Here is a 16476-nt window from a genome sequence, read left to right on the forward strand (position 1 = left end):
AAGCACCGTGGCGCTTTCCTGCGGCGCTGCACCGAATTTGTGTAGGTCGTGTCGATCCACAACAATCCTCGCGGGAAATCGATCGTGAGGAACCGGGATGCGCCTCAACTGCGGCACCTCACCCACGCAGTTCGTGGAGTGCCGTCTCTCGAGTACGCGGAACTCCGCCGCCGCGGAGCGCGGGGGCCGCCGAACCGGCGTCGGACATTCCGGAAAGCCCTTACCCTGAGCAACTATCTCGGCTAACGTGGAAACCATGGAATTCAGATACCTCGGAAACAGCGGCTTCAAAGTCTCGGAAATCACGTTCGGCAACTGGCTGACGCACGGCTCACAGGTGGAGAATGATGTCGCCACCCAGTGCGTGCGGGCCGCGCTCGACGCCGGCATCAGCACCTTCGACACCGCGGACGTCTACGCCAACACCGCCGCGGAAACCGTCCTCGGCGAGGCGCTGAAGGGCGAGCGCCGGGAGTCCCTGGAGATCTTCACGAAGGTCTTCGGCCCCACCGGGCCCAAGGGCAAAAATGATCTGGGCCTGTCCCGTAAGCACATCATGGAGTCCATCAACGGCTCGCTCAGCAGGCTGCAGACGGACTACGTGGACCTCTACCAGGCCCACCGATACGACTTCGAGACGCCGCTGGAAGAGACCATGCAGGCGTTCGCGGACATCGTGCGGCAGGGCAAAGCGTTGTACATCGGCGTCAGCGAGTGGACGGCGGAGCAGCTCCGCGCCGGCCACGCACTGTCCAAGGAACTGGGCTTCCAGCTGATCTCCAACCAGCCGCAGTACAACATGCTGTGGCGCGTCATCGAGGCGGAGGTGGTGCCGGCATCCGAAGAGTTGGGTGTCTCCCAGATTGTCTGGTCCCCGATGGGGCAGGGCGTGCTGAGCGGCAAATACCTGCCCGGCCAGCCTGCACCGGCGGGCAGCCGTGCCACGGATGACAAGGGCGGCGCCAGGATGATCGAGCGCTGGATGCGTGACGACGTCCTGGCCGGCGTCCAGGACCTCAAGCCGATCGCCGCCGAAGCCGGGCTCTCCATGCCCCAGCTCGCGGTGGCCTGGGTGCTGCAGAACCCGAACGTTGCCTCGGCCATAGTGGGCGCTTCCCGCCCTGAGCAGATCGCTGACAGCGTTGCCGCCGCGGGTGTGGTCCTAGAGCCGGAGACGATGAAGAAGATCGACGACGTCATCGGCTCACTCGCCGAACGCGATCCGGCGCACACCAAGTCCCCCGCCGCCCGCGAAGCCTAGGAACTCCCTCCCCTGGAGTTTTTGTCCAGATAATGGCCGGAAAACACACGAACGGCCCCATTATCTGGACAAAAACTCCGGGCTGGGCGGGGTGAGCTGCGGTAACCTCGGTAGCTGCGGCTCCGCAGGCCCTCTTGCGCGCACCGGCACTACGACGTCCTCACCGCGATCGAAGCCGGCGACGCCACGCTGCACGGAAGTCATCCACTGTCCTGGGTTCTTAAGGATTCCTTAAAGGAGGCGGGGCAGAGTTGTCTGTGGGCGGCTAACTGGCCACCTGCAGATGCCTAACGGGAGTCCTTGATGCCAGACGCCGTCCATACCCGAGCGTTAGCAGCGGGTCCTCCTTCAGCGGATCACGGAAACGACAGTCTGCGGGAGCGCCAAACCCAGCTCCTGGCGCTGCCCCAAGCACCGCATTGGCTGGCGACGGCGCTGCTCCTGGCCACCGCCGTCGTCGCACTTGGCCTGACGGTGCAGCTCATTACCGGTGCCAGCACCGGCGAACTGGGCGTAGATCAGGACATCAGCCGGCACCACGTGGCCCTGCTCACCGGTGTGGCCATGGCCCTGAACCTGCTCTTCGGTCCCGCAGCCGGGGTGCTGGCGATCGGCGCCGTCGCGTTGTTCCTGTTGGTTGCCCGCCGGGCGCCCGTGAACGCAGTCGCGTTCAGTCTGATGGCGTCCTCGGGGTGGGTGGCGAGCGAACTTTTCAAGCTTCTGATCAAGAGGCAACGTCCCGATCCCACCCTGCTGTTCGACCCGTTGGCCCCGGAAATCGGTTCCGGCAGTTTCCCCAGCGGCCACGTTACTTTTGCCGTGACTCTTGCCTTTGCAGTGTATTTCCTGGCCAGGGGGACGCGCTGGTCAAAATTCGCGGCCGTTGGTGGTGTTGTGGTGACCGTGGTTGTGGCGTGGTCCAGGCTGTACATCGGCGTCCACTACCCCTCCGATGTCTTGGGTTCGCTGCTTGCCGGCAGCATGGCCGTGATCCTTACGGCGGGGCTGTGGAACAGGCTCGCACCCATCGCCTGGCGGCGGCTGCAAGGCAACGCAGCAGCCCGGCGGTTCCTGACCTAAGAAAGGCGTCATGCAGACATTTCATGCACTGGCCACAGTTGCGGGTTCGGCCGCGGCTTCCTCACCGCTCGATCCTGCGGGACTGCTCCACGGCCTCGGACCGGCCGCGCTGGCCGTCATCGCCGGGATGGTCTTCATCGAATCCGGCGTCCTGTTCCCGTTCCTGCCTGGAGACTCGCTGCTGTTCACGGCCGGCCTCCTCCACCAGCAGCTGAACGTGTCGCTTCCTGTGCTGATCGGCGTCGTCGCAGCAGCCTCGGTGGCCGGGGACCAGGTGGGGTACACGCTTGGCCGGAAGTTTGGGCGCCGGTGGTTCAAGGACGACGCCCGGATCTTCAAGTCCTCGCACCTGGCTCAAACGGAGGAGTTCTTCCGTCGCCATGGCGGCTCCGCGGTGGTGCTGGCCCGGTTTGTGCCGATCATCAGGACCTACGCCCCGCTTGCCGCCGGCATCGCGCACTACACCTACCGGAAATTCACGCTATGGAACATCCTGGGCGCCGTGGCCTGGTCTTTGTCCGTGATCCTGCTGGGGTCTTGGCTGGGGCACTTTGACATCATCGCCAACAACATCGACCTCATCGCCGTCGCCATGGTCCTGGTCTCGGTCATCCCGTGGGGCATCGAGTTCCTCAAGCGCCGACGGAACCGGGGAAGCGCCGACAGCGAACGCGCGGGCGAAAGCGCCGACAGCGAACGCGCGGGCGAAGACCCCGTGAAAGAGCTGGCCACGGAAGAATAGCCCCATGACAACAGATGCCCGGCCGTCCGTGCTCCTGGTCGAGGATGATCCGGTCCTGGGGCCGCTTATCGCCGAGCTACTGGAAGGCGACTACCGGATCAGGCTGGTTACCAACGGGAAATGCGGCCTGAGCGTAGGCCTCGGAGAACCCTGGGACGTGCTGGTGATCGACCGCGGCCTGCCGGACCTCGATGGCATTGCCCTCATTGCCGCGCTGCGGGACAAGGGAATTTCGACGCCGGTCCTGATCCTTACTGCACTCGGGGGAACGGATGAGAAAGTCCGCGGCCTCGACGCCGGCGCCAACGACTACATGACCAAACCCTTCGACGCCGGGGAGCTTGCCGCACGCCTGCGTGCCCTGACCCGGACCTACACCCCTGCGCCGCAAACGGTTGGTATCGGCGACTGGGAACTGGACGCCGTCGCCCGCTCAGTCCGATCTGTCTACGGACCGCTGGTAACGCTGACCGCGAAGGAGTGTGACCTGCTGGCCGCCCTGGCTACGGAGCCGGACCGGGTGTTCAGCCGCGACGACCTCATCCGGGCCGTTTTCCCTCCCAGCGACCAGCCAAGCGTTATCGATACATACGTCCACCACCTTCGACGCAAGATTTCAAAGAACGTGATCCGCACGGTCCACGGCGTGGGGTACCAGATCGGGGACGGCCATGAATGAGAATACTGCGGTTGCCGCGGATCCGGACCGGGCCACTCTGCGCAAGGCGTCGCTCAGGATCGCGGTGCGGATCACTCTGGCCTGTGCGGTGATGGTCCTCTGCCTCCTTGCGGGCGCCGCTGTGTACTTGATGAATCAGCTCTCCCACCCGGAGGTGGCCGGCAACCCGAACCCTGCGGCGGAATACGCTTACCTCGACTACAAAGACCTCCTCAAGGCCCTTGTCATCGTCGGGGCAGCGGGCATCGTCCTTGCCGGCGTGATCGGCTGGCTCAGTGCCCGCAGCGCCATCCGCCCCTTAGGCGAGGCAATGGCCCTGCAGCGCCGGTTCGTGCAGGACGCGAGCCACGAACTGCGCACGCCATTGGCAATACTGGACGCACGCATCCAGCTTGCACAGCGTGATGCGCCACCTGATTCGAAACCGGGCCAGGCCTTGGCACGAATCCGGGACGACACCTCAACGTTGACAGCGATCGTCAACGAGTTGCTCCTGGCCGCAACGGGCAGCGCGGCCGAGAGTCTCACAGAACCCGTGGACGTCGCCGAGGTTACGGCATCGGTTGCCGATAGCCTCCGCCAAATCGTCCACGAAGCGGGCGTCGGCCTGAAAGTCACCAGCGGGGGCCGGACGCTGGCCCGAATCGATCCGAACAGCCTCCGCCGGGCCATCCTTGCCCTGGTGGATAACGCCCTCGCACATACGCCGCCGGGAGGGACGATCGTCCTTGCTACGGCACGGACCCCACGCAGCGCCGTGATCACCGTGACCGATACCGGGAACGGGATCACCGGCGTCGAGCGGGACAGAATCTTTGAACGGTTTGTGCGGACGCCCCGCCTGGACCGGGCCCCTGGGCACAGGAGTTTCGGCATCGGACTGGCCCTGGTACGCGATGTGGTGACCCGTGCAGGTGGGACCGTTGAGATCGCCGGCACGGGCCCCCAGGGAACCACCATGAAAATCAACCTTCCGCTGACCAGCGACTGACCCGCGACGCCGTATACTCGGTGCCAGCCATGACCATCCTTCCGTCCTCCCCCGCCAGCGTCCGCATTGATGCGTGGCTGTGGGCCATCCGCGCCTACAAGACACGCTCTTCCGCCACCGCTTCGTGCCGGGCCGGGCACGTGCGGCTGAACGGAAGCCCGGCCAAAGCCTCGGCCACCCTGGTCACGGGAGACACCGTCACGGTGCGGATGTCCGGCTTCGAACGCACCCTCGAAGTCCGCCGCCTGATCGCCAAACGCGTGGGGGCAGAGGCCGCGTCGCATTGTTTTACCGACCACACGCCGCCACGGCCGGTGGCACCTGCGCTGGGCCTCCCGCAGCGGGACCGCGGTGCCGGGCGTCCCACCAAGAAGGACCGCCGCGAGATGGAACGGCTCAAGGGCTCCGCAACTTAGGCTGTTCGCCCGCCGAGCCATCAGAATTGGAACTGTGAACAACATCATCCTGGCCTCCGTCCGACAGCCCGGCGAGGATACCGTATCGGACCTGCACATCGTTGATGGTGTCGTATCCCGGATCAGTGCCGGCGGCAGGATCCCGGGCGACGCCCGCGTGGTCAGCCTGGACGGGCGCTACGTCATTCCAGGGCTCTGGGACGAACACGTCCACATGACCCAGTGGGCGCTTCACTCAAACAGACCGGACCTTTCCGCCGCCGCGTCCGCGCAAGAAGCGGCGGCCGCCGTCGGACTTCATGTTCACGACGCCGATCTTTCGGTCACCACCGTGGGGGTGGGCTTCCGCGACGCTTTGTGGCCGGACGTCCCCACTCTGGAAATGCTCGACGCCGCCACCGGCAACCAGCCCACCGCCCTGATCAGCCACGACCTCCATTGTGTCTGGCTGAACAGCGCTGCCTCCCGGCGGTACGGGGTAGGGGTTGACGCCGGCGGCCTGCTCCGGGAGGAACCTGCCTTTGCGCTGACCCGTGAGTTGGGCACGCTCCCGGACTCAGTGGTGGACAGCTGGGTCCGCGATGCCGCTCGAGCGGCTGCAGCCCGGGGCATCGTGGGCATCGTTGATTTCGAGATGACCTGGAACCGCGACGTCTGGCAGCGACGCATCGCCGGTGGATTCAACGCCCTGAGGGTGGACGCCGGCGTTTACCCCGAGGACCTGGAGCGAGCCCACCACGACGGCATGCGTACAGGAATGGAGCTCGACGGCGGCCTGGGGCGCCTGCGCGCCGGCCCGCTGAAGGTGCTCATTGACGGTTCGCTGAACACCCGGACGGCGTTCTGCGTGGACCCGTATCCCGACGGCGGCCACGGGCTGCTGACTGTCAGCTTTGACGACTTGGTGTCCCTGCTTCGGCGGGCACACGAATACGGCTTTGTCCCGGCGGTCCATGCGATTGGGGATGGCGCCAACCAGATGGCGCTGGATGCTTTCGAACACACAGGGATCGGCGGCCGGATTGAACACGCGCAGTTTGTCCGGACGGAGGATTTGGCCCGTTTTGGGCCTCTGGGCGTTACGGCCAGCGTGCAGCCGGTGCATGCACTGGATGACCGCGACGCCGCGGAGTCCAACTGGGGCGGCCGCACCCGGCGGGCGTTTCCGCTGAGATCGCTCCTCGACGCCGGAGCCACGCTGGCGCTGGGTTCGGACGCCCCGGTTGCGCCATTGGATCCGTGGGCTGCGATGTCGGCGGCCAGTACCAGGTCCCGGCAGGACGGCCGCGGGCCGTGGCATCCCCAGGAATGCATCAGTCGGGGGCAAGCACTTGCCGCTTCAGCAAGGGGCCGTCGCCGGATCGGGGTAGGGGACCGGGCGGACCTGGTGGTGCTCGACGCCGATCCGCTGGCCTCGCCGGACGCCGAATTCGCCGCCATGCCGGTTGCGGCAACACTCTTGGCTGGCCGCTTCACGCACGACGGCGGCCTGGCCTAGTTCCGCACCTTGGCCTGCACGAGATTCGCGAACGGCAGCCGGCCATGGTCCGCAACAAAAGCTGCGTGATACGCGGCCTCGGCTTGGTTGACTTCTTCGGCGGGCACCTCTTTCCACGCCATGATGAGTTCATCCGTGTGGGTCAGTTGCCAGATGAGCCGGCCGTCCCAATGGCCCGGCGGCCTGCCCCGCCCAAAATCCAGGAACTCCTTGATCTGGTTCCGGAGGCCGCGGTTGCCTTTGCTTCCCGGCCCGGCTTTGCCAACATAGAGAATGTCCGCGCCGTCCACCCATTCCGCCAGAATGGCTGCCGCAGGCAGGGTGGGATTCTTTTTCTTGAAGGTCCCGGCGGTGCTGATCTTGAGGAAGTGCGGCTCGAACTCATTCGGCCGAAGAACGGCGAACACCCCGGTGCCCTGCGGAATCCTTATGATCTCGAGGCTGTCGAAGGCCCGGAAGCCGGCAAAGCCGTCGGACTTGAGCGTTTTCCTGTTCATCATGATGACGTTACCCGGACCGGCGCCGGTCCAAGGCAAACTTGCACTGCGCACCTATACGTCCAAAAGCGTAGAGTGGGTTCAGACGCCTGTTTCTGGACGCCGTGCTGCTGAGGGAGAGATCGTGACGATTGACTGGGACGAAAAAAAGGCCCTGCTACAGGAACCAAACATCGCGGCGGTAACGCAACTCTGCGATGAACTGATGGAAAAGAAGCCAGGGTCCGTCGTCCCCTACATCGACCCCGTGCATGACGAGGACGAATGCCGGATCGTCAGCCTGCACGTCAGTCCGGGCAAGGGCACCGAATCGGGGTTCGTCTCCCATTTCAATGACGACGAAGCCGCCCGCCGGGCAACCCAGATTTACGAACTTGCCGAGCTTGATCCGCGTTACGTGATGCCGTGGAATGCGTACCCCTGGGTGCGGGATCCGGAGCTTCCGTCGGCGCTGAACGTCCAGGAGAAGACTGACGGCCTGCGGCCCTTCCGGCAGTTCCTCAAGATCAACCGCCGGGTCTCCGCAGTCATCGCACACGGCACGGACGCCTCCACGTTCCTCACCCTCTTCGAGAAGACCTACCATTCTTCCCTGAAGAACAGCGGCATCAAGATCTACAAGGCCAGCGCGCTCGGCGGGCGGGCCTTTGCTGTATCCGAAGCAAAACAGGATGATCTCCTCGCGAAGAGCGTCGACGTCTACAAGGACGCCATGCAGCGGGCGGGCATCCAGCACCTTTAGCCACGTACGACGGCGGCAGTCACCGCGGTGCCTCAGCCTTCCAGTAAGCGCCTGCGGTGCTTGAGCTCCTTCACCCACGCCCTGGTGACCATGTCAGGGAACGGTGGGCCGCCGCCGTCGTTCCACTCCGGCCCACCGAGCCTCGCGAACGCTGTGCCGGACTCCAGATCGGTGATCAACGGCCCTGACGCTTTCAAGGCGAGCTCCAGCACCTGGGCAGCCGTGCGGTCTGTGAGTCCCAAGTCCGTGGCCCAGCCCAGAAAGTGGCGTCGGGAGATCCCGCTCCGCTTCCCGTTCAGGGTCAGCGCAAGGGTCTTGTCCCCGTAGACCACCGTGGAGGGAATGTCGTAGACCGGTGCGATGGTCCACTCCCCGTGCGGCTGCTGGACCATGGAAACGTTCTTGGCGTGCAGGTCCCCGTTGCCGCTCAGCCAGGCAAACGCCCCCTGGATGGCGAGGTTCCGGAGTGCCGGGAGAGGCGCCGAGCAGTAGTCGGCGAGTGCATGGCAAACCTGCGCATAAGCCACGTTGTACTTGTCCGCCGGGTAAAGCTTCAGGACCTGGGCCCCGTCCTCCACCGCCAGCCGCCGGACGTCGTCGGGGCCGCCACCGGAGACGGGCACCCTGTCGAATCGTTCCACCAGAAGCCCGGGCCTGCCCGCGATGTCCCGGATCAGCCGGACCCTGCTCAGCGGAATCCGCAGCCTGGTCGCGTAGCGGAACATCACCAGCTCGTTCTCCACTACATGCGGGAATTCGGGGGCGTTGAGTTTAAGGATGAACCGCCTGCCGGCGCTTGCCACAGGGAGCGAGATCATGCCGGCAGACAACTTGTCCTGCACCCCGGCCAGCGCCACGGGGTCGATCAGGTCCGGGTCGCCGAGCAACTTGTCGAAGTCAACCGGCAGTTTGGGATCCAGCTGGACAGCGTGCTCGTCTGGATCCAGCACCTCGCCGTGGCCTACGATCTGGACGTCGCCCACCGGGTTCCCGCCGGCGGCGATCAGCAGGGACAGGTCGTCGTCGGCGCTGGTCTTGATGGACCGCCGCAGTGCGTTGAGCCGTCGGCCTTCCGGCAGGAGGCCGGTGAAATAGGGGGGCGCCGCCCCCGCCGCTGAATCGACGGGTGCCCCGGTGAGCGGCAGGGAACTGGCGACGGCGGGTCCCCCGGATGCGAGGTAGGCCGGAAGGTAGCTGAACCGGGTGCCGCCGTCGTGCCTTTCAAGCCGCGCGGACAGGGCGCCTGCCTTGTAGATGTCGGCGATACGGTGCGTCATCGTTGTGTTTCCTGGCCGCTGGCGTGGCCTGCCAACGCGCCGGCGGATTTACCGGTTCTGGTGGTAATCCGGAGCTCCAGGCCCAGCGTGTCCAGTACGGCCAGCAGGGAATTGAGCTGGATGCTTGGCTTGCCCTGCTCAACAAACCTGACGAAGCGTTCCGAGACACCGGCCAGTGCCGAGAGGTCCTGCTGGGAAAGGCCCAGAGCAGCGCGCCGGGCCCGGACTTCCCTGGCCAATCGGTCGGTGATCGATTCAGTCATGGCGCTCCTATAGGTACGATCGTGCCGTTCTCTTCCCGGAACTGCAGCTTACTTCGTCTTCGCCTCCCTGAACAGGCATCCACCGGCACGATCGTACCGCCCGGTTCGGGGAGTTGGGCGGGAGGAGCTTATGCGCAGGCTCGAGAGCGGGCCCGAATTCGGGAATGTGACGTACTTAACATAGATTGGTTCGCACAAGTTGTTGCTCAAACCCACGGGGACTTAGGCAGCAGAACTGCCGCAAGGGGAAACGGGCAAGAATCCAGCCCCAACCAGGAAGTCTTGAATTAATGCAAGCAGCGCCCATGACCGTTACCGATGAGGCCGGCTGGCTGGCCTCCATTGAAGAAACCACAGATGCAGTGTTCCGCCCGGCGGCTGAGGTTTTTTCCACCATCGTCTTCTTCCCGATCACCATTGGTGAGATCAGCTTTCCGGCCGTGGTGGCGTGGCTAATCGCCGCCGGCATCATCATCAGCATCTACTTAGGGCTCGTCCAGTTCCGCGGCCTGAAAGTCTCCTACGAAGTGGTCCGCGGCCGCTATTCGGCCAAGCACGATCCCGGAGAGGTGCCCCATTTCCAGGCTCTTACCTCTGCACTCTCCGGGACCGTGGGCCTCGGAAACATTGCCGGAGTGGGTGCGGCCATGGCGCTCGGCGGTCCCGGCGCTACGTTCTGGATGATCCTGGCCGGCCTGCTGGGCATGGCAACGAAATTCGCGGAGTGCACCCTCGGCGTCAAGTACCGCCAAGTGCATGAAGACGGCACCGTCACGGGCGGCCCGTTCAAATACCTCCCCGTCGCTTTCCAGAAGTTTGGCACCGTTCCCGGGAAGATCCTCACCGGAATTTTTGCGGTCTCCATCCTGATCTTCGGCATCGCCGGCGGAAACATGTTCCAGGCCAACCAGACGTTCGCCCAGATGCGAAACGTCACCGGTGGCGATGAAGGCTTCCTTGGGGGTGCCGGAGCTGCCCTAATCTTCGGAGTCATCCTCGCATCCCTCGTTGCCGCGGTGATCCTGGGTGGCATGAAGTCCATCGGGGCCACTACCAGCAAGCTGGTTCCGGCCATGGCATTTATCTACGTACTGGCCTGCCTGTTCGTCATCTTCGTTAATTTGGGCCAGGTTCCGGCGGCCTTCGGCGCCATCATAACGGGCGCCTTCAACCCCTCCGGAATGGCAGGCGGCCTGGTGGGTGTCATGATCGTCGGCTTCCAGCGCGCGGCATTCTCCAATGAAGCCGGCCTGGGATCGGCGGCGATCGCCCACTCCACCGTCAAGACGCGCCGTCCTGTGAGCGAAGGGTTCGTTGCGATGTTCGAGCCCCTGGTGGACACCGTCATCATCTGCACCATGACCGCCCTGGCCATTGTCATTGCCGGAGCACCGAGCCTCCAGGCAGGCATTGATCAGGTACAGGCCGGGGACGGCGCGCCCGACGGCGTCATCCTCACCTCCGATGCGTTCGCCACGGTCCTCCCCTGGTTCCCGCTGGTCCTGGCCGTCGCAGTGTCCTTGTTCGCGTTTTCCACGCTCATCACCTGGTCTTACTACGGGTTGAAAGCCTGGGAGTACCTCTTCGGGCGCAGCAAGGCCTCAGAAGTCATCTATAAGTGCGTCTTCCTGTTCTTCACCGTCGTTGGCACTGTACTGACCTTCACCCAGGTGCTGAACTTCGCCGATGCCGCCCTGTTCATCTGCGCGTTCATCAACCTGCTTGGCGTATACATGCTGCTGCCGGTGATCAAGCGCGAGATGAAGGCATACCTCGCGGAACGCAAGAGCGGAAACCTCCATAAGCTCGGGGTGGAGCTCGAAGACACCTCAGCGCCCCGCGGCTGAATCCGCGGCCGGGCAGCTGAGTTCAGGCGCGGGCACGAACTGAATGCACCTACACCGGAATGCCCGGCGGGCCCCGAAACTCCCTACAGAGCTTCGGGGCCTGCCGCGTTTTGTCCGACCCGGCAGGAATTGACACCCAGTGTGACCCGTGCCATATTATGAGTGTGAACCTGTCAGACAGCCCGACAGCAGGACAGCCTGCACCTCCGGCCAGCGCATCGCTCGCCGGAGCCCAGCCGCTCGCCCGGCTCAGCGCTGCCGAGGCGGTCTTTAACGCCATCCGCTCCGACATCGAGTCCGGCAATGCAGCCGTGGGCGGGAAGCTTAGCTCCGAAGCGTCCCTCGCGCAGCAGTACGGGGTCAGCCGTTCGGTGATCCGGGAAGCCCTCCGGTCCTGTACTGCCCTGGGGCTCACCGTGACAAAGACAGGCAAAGGCACCTTCGTGGTGGCCGACAAGGTCGCCAGCGACCTCACGCTCGGACAGTACTCCGCCCGTGACCTCACCGAGGCGCGCCCCCATATCGAAGTCCCCGCGGCCGGCCTCGCCGCCCAGCGCCGGACCGGTGAAGAACTGGAGACGCTCCGCCACATCGTCGCAGCCATGAGCACGGAAACGGACCCTGAATCCTGGGTTGCCCTGGACTCCAGTTTCCATGCCCTCATCGCTCGAGCCAGCGGCAACAGGGTGTTCGCCAGCGTCGTCGGAGAGATCCGCGGAGCTTTGGCCCACCAGTCCGAAACGCTCAACATGGTGGCCGACCGGCAACACGCCTCAGATGCCGAACACGAAAAGATACTGGCAGCCATCGAGGCAGGCTCCGCGGACGGCGCCAGCCAAGCCATGGCAGAGCACCTGCACGCCGTGGGTGCCGCGCTCAATTCCATCCTGAACAAGTAGCTCCGCCCAAGTAACCCGCCAAGGAACCCATGCTCTCCCCTGCGCTTTCTGACGCCCACACTGCTGCACAGCTCCCGCAACACGCCCCGCTGGTGGTGGCCACCCGTGACGGACTGGTGGAAAGCGTCCACTACGGCTCGGCCATCGCCACCGCACCTGACGGCTCGATCCTGGCGGCGGCAGGCGACCCCCTGGCCCCGTTCTACCCGCGCTCCGCGCTCAAGCCGCTGCAGGCGGTGGCCATGGTCCGTGCGGGCCTGGAGCTCCCGGCCGACCTCCTGGCCCTGACCGCGGCGAGCCACTCCGGCGGAGCCAAACACCGCGGCGGCACCCAGCGGGTTCTCGCCATGCACGGGCTTGCCGTAGGCGACCTCGAGAACAGCACTGACCTGCCCTATGGCGCCAGCGAGCGCGAGGACTGGCTGCGCAACGGATTCCTCGCCACGCGCCTGACCCAGAACTGCTCCGGCAAGCACGCTGCGATGGCCGCCACGTGCGTCATCAACGGCTGGCCGGTCAAGGGTTATCTCAACCCGGCCCACCCGCTGCAGCAGCTGATCGCTGCCACCGTCACCGAACTGACCGGCGAGACACCCTTGTCCCGCAGCACGGACGGCTGTGGGACGCCGCTTTTCGCGCTCACCCTCCGCGGCATGGCCCGCGCTTTCGGCACCATCGCGGCCGCCGCAGCGGCTGCCGCAGCCAGCACCTCCGAAAACAGCGGCACCGCCCCGCTGCTTGCGGAAGCCGCCGTCGGACTCGCCATGCGGCAACACCCTGACATGGTGGCGGGCGAGCGCCGGGACGTCACAGAGCTGATGCGCCTACTCCCGGGGGCGGTGGCGAAGGACGGCTTTGAAGGTGTGCAGCTGGTAGGCCTGCCGGATGGCCGCGCAGTTGCCGTGAAGATTTCCGACGGCGGCGACCGCGCCCGGATGCCGGCCACCGTCCACGTGCTTGAATCCCTCGGCGTGGACACCGCACCGCTCGCCGGCATCGGCACTGCCCCTGTCCTGGGTGGCGGCCACAAGGTGGGCCTGCTGCAGCCCACGGACTTCCTGTCCACGCCCGTCCACGAAGCCATGTGAGGACCTCCATGACCAACCTAACCACCAGCCTGAGCACCGTGGGCACCGTCCCGGAAAGCCGGTCCGAACACGACCTCCTAGGTGACCGGGACGTCCCGTTCGACGCGTACTGGGGCGTCCACACACTCCGCGCCGTGGAAAACTTCCCCATCACCGGACAACCGCTGTCCTCCAACATGCACCTGGTGCGGGGACTTGCCGCCGTGAAGCTTGCCGCCGCCCGCACCAACCGCGAACTGGGACTGCTGGACGCCGAACGCGGCCAGGCGATCGAGCAGGCGTGCGCTGACGTGATGAACGGCCGGCTCAGCGACCAGTTTGTGGTGGACGTCATCCAGGGCGGTGCCGGGACGTCGTCGAACATGAACACGAACGAGGTCATCGCGAACCGCGCCCTCGAAATCCTCGGCCACCCCAAAGGCGACTACGCCCGCCTGCACCCCAACGACCATGTAAACCTCAGCCAGTCCACCAACGACGTCTACCCCACCGCCGTGAAACTGGGCACCATCTTCGCCGGCCGGGAACTGCTGGACGCACTGGCCGAACTCGAAGAGGCTTTCGCCGCCAAGGCACTCGAATTCCGTACCGTGGTGAAGATGGGCCGCACGCAACTGCAGGACGCCGTCCCCATGACGCTGGGCCAGGAGTTCGGCACCTATGCCATCACCATCGGCGAGGATCGGCTGCGCCTGGCCGAGGCGGAACTGCTCATCCACGAAATCAACCTCGGCGCCACAGCAATCGGCACCGGACTGAACGCCCCTGCCGGTTACACCGAGGCCGCCTGCCGGCACCTGGCCGAGGTCACCGGGCTCCCGCTGGTCACCGCCGTCGACCTCATCGAAGCTACCCAGGATGTGGGCGCCTTTGTGCACCTGTCCGGCGTGCTCAAGCGCGTGGCCGTGAAGCTCTCGAAGATCTGCAACGACCTCCGCCTGCTCTCCTCCGGCCCGCGCGCCGGCTTTGGCGAGATCAACCTGCCGGCCGTCCAGTCCGGCTCATCCATCATGCCCGGCAAGATCAACCCGGTGATCCCGGAAGTGGTCAGCCAGGTGGCCTACGAAGTCATCGGCAACGACGTCACCATCACTATGGCCGCCGAAGCCGGGCAGCTCCAGCTCAACGCTTTCGAACCCATCATTGTCCACAGCCTCCACAAAAGCATCTCCCACCTGGAGGCAGCCTGCCGCACCCTCACGGCACGCTGCGTCCGGGGCATCACCGCAAACACCGAGCACCTGCGGCTCACCGTGGAACAGTCAATCGGCCTGGTCACCGCGCTTAACCCCCACCTTGGCTACGCCACGGCCACCGCAATCGCCCGGGAGGCACTCGCCACCGGCAAGGGCGTTGCCGAGCTCGTATTGGAACACGGGCTGCTCACCGCCGAGCAGCTCACGGACCTCCTCAGCCCGCAACGCCTGGCCAACCTCAGCAAGTAACCCCTGCTTCACCCCGCACTCTCCGAACAGGAACCCAAAGGACCCCCATGACACCGTCCCAGCAAACGTCTGCCCAAAAACCTGCCGGCAGCCAGCCAGCGGCCATCAGCGACCACACCATTCCGGCGCACGCCAAGGCCTCCGAGGCCGCACTCCATATCGAGGACGCGGGCTACCACAAAGGACTGAAACCCCGCCAGGTCCAGATGATCGCAATCGGCGGTGCTATCGGCACCGGGCTCTTTATGGGTGCCGGAGGGCGGCTGGCCGCCGCCGGACCGGCCCTCATCCTCAGCTACGCCGTCTGCGGCTTCTTCGCCTTCCTGATCCTGCGTGCGCTCGGGGAACTCGTGATGCACCGCCCGTCCTCCGGCTCCTTCGTGTCCTACGCCCGGGAGTTTTTCGGAGAGAAGGCCGCGTTCGTCACCGGCTGGCTCTACTGGCTCAACTGGGCGATGACGGCAATCGTGGACATTACCGCCGTCGCGCTCTACATGAACTTCTTCAAGAAGTACTGGGCGCCGATCGCGGAGGTGCCGCAGTGGACCTGGGCTTTGGGTGCCCTGGTCCTGGTTCTCGGCCTGAACCTGGTTTCCGTCAAGGTCTTCGGTGAGATGGAGTTCTGGTTTGCGCTCATCAAGGTGGTGGCACTGGTGACCTTCCTGGTCGTGGGCATCTACTTCGTTATCTTCGGCACCCCGGTGGACGGCCAGGAGGTCGGTTTTACCCTGATCGCCGACAACGGCGGCATGTTCCCCAACGGCCTGCTGCCCGCGGTCGTGGTGATGCAGGGCGTGGTGTTCGCCTACGCCTCCATCGAGCTCATCGGCACCGCCGCCGGCGAAACCGAAAACCCGGAAAAGATCATGCCGAAGGCCATCAACACGGTCATCGTCCGCATCGCGGTGTTCTACGTCGGATCCCTGATCCTGCTGTCCCTCCTGCTGCCCTTCACGTCCTACAAGGCCGGCGAAAGTCCGTTTGTCACCTTCTTCGGCTCCATCGGGGTGGACGGCGTGGACGCCATCATGAACCTTGTGGTCCTCACCGCAGCCTTGTCCTCGCTCAACGCCGGCCTCTACTCCACCGGCCGCATCATGCGCTCCATGTCCTTGTCAGGCTCCGCTCCGAAGTTCGCCGGTCTCATGAACAAAGCCGGCGTCCCTTACGGCGGCATTGCCATGACTGCCGCCGTGGCTGTCCTCGGCGTGATCCTCAACGCGCTGGTTCCGGCCGAAGCGTTCGAGATCGTGCTGAACATCGCCTCGCTCGGCATCATCAGCAGCTGGGCCATGATTGTGCTCTGCCAGATGAAGCTGGCCCAGCTGGCAGCCCGCGGCGAACTGCTCCGCCCGGCCTTCCGGATGCCCGGTTCCCCGGTCACCGGCTGGGTCACGCTCGCATTCCTGCTGGCGGTCCTGATCCTGATGGCCTTCGACTCTCCCGTCGGCACCTGGACCATCGCTTCCCTGGTAATTGTCATCCCTGCCCTGATGCTCGGCTGGCGCCTGTGCCGGGAGCGCGTCCTGGAGATCGCCGCCATCCGCGACGGCTACACCGGCCCGTTCCCGCGGGTGGCCAACCGTCCGTCACCGGGCGCCCCGGCAGACCGGGACTGAGGTCCCGCAGGGTCCGCGGGGCGGGTTGCGGGTTGCGGGGGCGTAACGCAACGTCCCCGCAACCCCTGGCCGCGGTGGTTCGCATATGCTCGAGCAGACAAGCTTATCTTGGCTCAATCTGGCTCAACGACG

The 16476-nt window shown here is 65.2% G+C and carries 16 protein-coding genes; 13 read left to right on the forward strand and 3 right to left on the reverse strand.

The window, feature by feature from the left end:
- Positions 1 to 256 precede the first annotated feature (256 nt).
- The 7 genes from FYJ92_RS17970 to FYJ92_RS18000 all read left to right on the forward strand — a co-directional run bounded on the left by FYJ92_RS17970 (position 257) and on the right by FYJ92_RS18000 (position 6667).
- The gene (locus FYJ92_RS17970; RefSeq protein WP_185261908.1) at positions 257 to 1261 is read left to right on the forward strand and encodes an aldo/keto reductase family protein; all 1005 of its coding nucleotides are present in this window, start codon (positions 257 to 259) and stop codon (positions 1259 to 1261) included.
- 303 nt (positions 1262 to 1564) lie between these two features.
- Positions 1565 to 2341, forward strand: a complete 777-nt coding sequence (locus FYJ92_RS17975; RefSeq protein ID WP_185261909.1) for a phosphatase PAP2 family protein — start codon at positions 1565 to 1567, stop codon at positions 2339 to 2341.
- 10 nt (positions 2342 to 2351) lie between these two features.
- Positions 2352 to 3083, forward strand: a complete 732-nt coding sequence (locus tag FYJ92_RS17980) for a DedA family protein (protein WP_185261910.1) — start codon at positions 2352 to 2354, stop codon at positions 3081 to 3083.
- A gap of 4 nt (positions 3084 to 3087) precedes the next feature.
- Positions 3088 to 3762 carry a response regulator transcription factor gene (locus FYJ92_RS17985; RefSeq protein WP_185261911.1) on the forward strand — a complete coding sequence of 225 codons (675 nt, stop codon included), beginning with the start codon at positions 3088 to 3090 and terminating at the stop codon, positions 3760 to 3762.
- Positions 3755 to 4753 carry a HAMP domain-containing sensor histidine kinase gene (locus tag FYJ92_RS17990; protein WP_185261912.1) on the forward strand — a complete coding sequence of 333 codons (999 nt, stop codon included), beginning with the start codon at positions 3755 to 3757 and terminating at the stop codon, positions 4751 to 4753. The genes FYJ92_RS17985 and FYJ92_RS17990 overlap by 8 nt, the downstream gene beginning before the upstream one ends.
- Before the next feature lie 29 nt (positions 4754 to 4782).
- On the forward strand, positions 4783 to 5169 hold the full coding sequence (locus FYJ92_RS17995; protein ID WP_185261913.1) for an RNA-binding S4 domain-containing protein: 387 nt from the start codon (positions 4783 to 4785) through the stop codon (positions 5167 to 5169).
- Positions 5170 to 5203: 34 nt separating this feature from the next.
- The gene (locus tag FYJ92_RS18000; protein WP_185261914.1) at positions 5204 to 6667 is read left to right on the forward strand and encodes an amidohydrolase; all 1464 of its coding nucleotides are present in this window, start codon (positions 5204 to 5206) and stop codon (positions 6665 to 6667) included.
- Here the strand turns inward: FYJ92_RS18000 and FYJ92_RS18005 are convergent.
- Positions 6664 to 7164, reverse strand: coding sequence for a hypothetical protein (locus tag FYJ92_RS18005; RefSeq protein ID WP_370526060.1), 501 nt, complete (start codon positions 7162 to 7164; stop codon positions 6664 to 6666). The genes FYJ92_RS18000 and FYJ92_RS18005 overlap by 4 nt on opposite strands.
- A 124-nt stretch (positions 7165 to 7288) precedes the next feature.
- Between FYJ92_RS18005 and FYJ92_RS18010 the strand changes: the two genes are divergently transcribed.
- Positions 7289 to 7906, forward strand: coding sequence for a uracil-DNA glycosylase (locus FYJ92_RS18010; RefSeq protein WP_185261915.1), 618 nt, complete (start codon positions 7289 to 7291; stop codon positions 7904 to 7906).
- 32 nt (positions 7907 to 7938) lie between these two features.
- Here the strand turns inward: FYJ92_RS18010 and FYJ92_RS18015 are convergent, their stop codons facing one another.
- Together FYJ92_RS18015 and FYJ92_RS18020 are read right to left on the reverse strand one after the other, a co-directional pair.
- Positions 7939 to 9183 carry a type II toxin-antitoxin system HipA family toxin gene (locus FYJ92_RS18015; RefSeq protein WP_185261916.1) on the reverse strand — a complete coding sequence of 415 codons (1245 nt, stop codon included), beginning with the start codon at positions 9181 to 9183 and terminating at the stop codon, positions 7939 to 7941.
- A complete protein-coding gene (locus FYJ92_RS18020; RefSeq protein ID WP_185261917.1) occupies positions 9180 to 9446 on the reverse strand; it encodes a type II toxin-antitoxin system Y4mF family antitoxin in 267 nt (88 codons plus the stop codon). Before FYJ92_RS18020 ends, FYJ92_RS18015 begins: the two co-directional genes overlap by 4 nt.
- 305 nt (positions 9447 to 9751) lie before the next feature.
- Here FYJ92_RS18020 and FYJ92_RS18025 point away from each other — a divergent pair, with 305 nt between their 5' ends.
- From FYJ92_RS18025 to FYJ92_RS18045, 5 genes are all read left to right on the forward strand, one after another.
- Positions 9752 to 11293: a sodium:alanine symporter family protein gene (locus FYJ92_RS18025; RefSeq protein ID WP_255482196.1), complete on the forward strand. Its 1542-nt coding sequence runs from the start codon at positions 9752 to 9754 to the stop codon at positions 11291 to 11293.
- A 164-nt stretch (positions 11294 to 11457) separates the two neighbouring features.
- Positions 11458 to 12192 carry a FadR/GntR family transcriptional regulator gene (locus FYJ92_RS18030; protein ID WP_185261919.1) on the forward strand — a complete coding sequence of 245 codons (735 nt, stop codon included), beginning with the start codon at positions 11458 to 11460 and terminating at the stop codon, positions 12190 to 12192.
- Positions 12193 to 12221: 29 nt separating this feature from the next.
- Positions 12222 to 13280: an asparaginase gene (locus FYJ92_RS18035; RefSeq protein WP_185261920.1), complete on the forward strand. Its 1059-nt coding sequence runs from the start codon at positions 12222 to 12224 to the stop codon at positions 13278 to 13280.
- An 8-nt stretch (positions 13281 to 13288) separates the two neighbouring features.
- Positions 13289 to 14725, forward strand: coding sequence for an aspartate ammonia-lyase (locus tag FYJ92_RS18040; protein WP_185261921.1), 1437 nt, complete (start codon positions 13289 to 13291; stop codon positions 14723 to 14725).
- A gap of 47 nt (positions 14726 to 14772) precedes the next feature.
- Positions 14773 to 16344: an amino acid permease gene (locus FYJ92_RS18045; RefSeq protein ID WP_219729669.1), complete on the forward strand. Its 1572-nt coding sequence runs from the start codon at positions 14773 to 14775 to the stop codon at positions 16342 to 16344.
- Positions 16345 to 16476: the final 132 nt, after the last annotated feature.

It is taken from the genome of Pseudarthrobacter sp. NBSH8, assembly GCF_014217545.1.
Classification (GTDB): Bacteria; Actinomycetota; Actinomycetes; order Actinomycetales; family Micrococcaceae; genus Arthrobacter.

Coding starts and splice junctions, on each gene's coding strand:
- FYJ92_RS17970 (WP_185261908.1), top strand. CDS start 257: ATGGAATTCAGATACCTCGGAAACAGCGGCTTCAAAGTCTCGGAAATC.
- FYJ92_RS17980 (WP_185261910.1), top strand. CDS start 2,352: ATGCAGACATTTCATGCACTGGCCACAGTTGCGGGTTCGGCCGCGGCT.
- FYJ92_RS18020 (WP_185261917.1), bottom strand. CDS start 9,446: ATGACTGAATCGATCACCGACCGATTGGCCAGGGAAGTCCGGGCCCGG.
- FYJ92_RS17975 (WP_185261909.1), top strand. CDS start 1,565: ATGCCAGACGCCGTCCATACCCGAGCGTTAGCAGCGGGTCCTCCTTCA.
- FYJ92_RS17990 (WP_185261912.1), top strand. CDS start 3,755: ATGAATGAGAATACTGCGGTTGCCGCGGATCCGGACCGGGCCACTCTG.
- FYJ92_RS17995 (WP_185261913.1), top strand. CDS start 4,783: ATGACCATCCTTCCGTCCTCCCCCGCCAGCGTCCGCATTGATGCGTGG.
- FYJ92_RS18005 (WP_370526060.1), bottom strand. CDS start 7,164: ATGAACAGGAAAACGCTCAAGTCCGACGGCTTTGCCGGCTTCCGGGCC.
- FYJ92_RS18040 (WP_185261921.1), top strand. CDS start 13,289: ATGACCAACCTAACCACCAGCCTGAGCACCGTGGGCACCGTCCCGGAA.
- FYJ92_RS18025 (WP_255482196.1), top strand. CDS start 9,752: ATGACCGTTACCGATGAGGCCGGCTGGCTGGCCTCCATTGAAGAAACC.
- FYJ92_RS18045 (WP_219729669.1), top strand. CDS start 14,773: ATGACACCGTCCCAGCAAACGTCTGCCCAAAAACCTGCCGGCAGCCAG.
- FYJ92_RS18035 (WP_185261920.1), top strand. CDS start 12,222: ATGCTCTCCCCTGCGCTTTCTGACGCCCACACTGCTGCACAGCTCCCG.
- FYJ92_RS17985 (WP_185261911.1), top strand. CDS start 3,088: ATGACAACAGATGCCCGGCCGTCCGTGCTCCTGGTCGAGGATGATCCG.
- FYJ92_RS18015 (WP_185261916.1), bottom strand. CDS start 9,183: ATGACGCACCGTATCGCCGACATCTACAAGGCAGGCGCCCTGTCCGCG.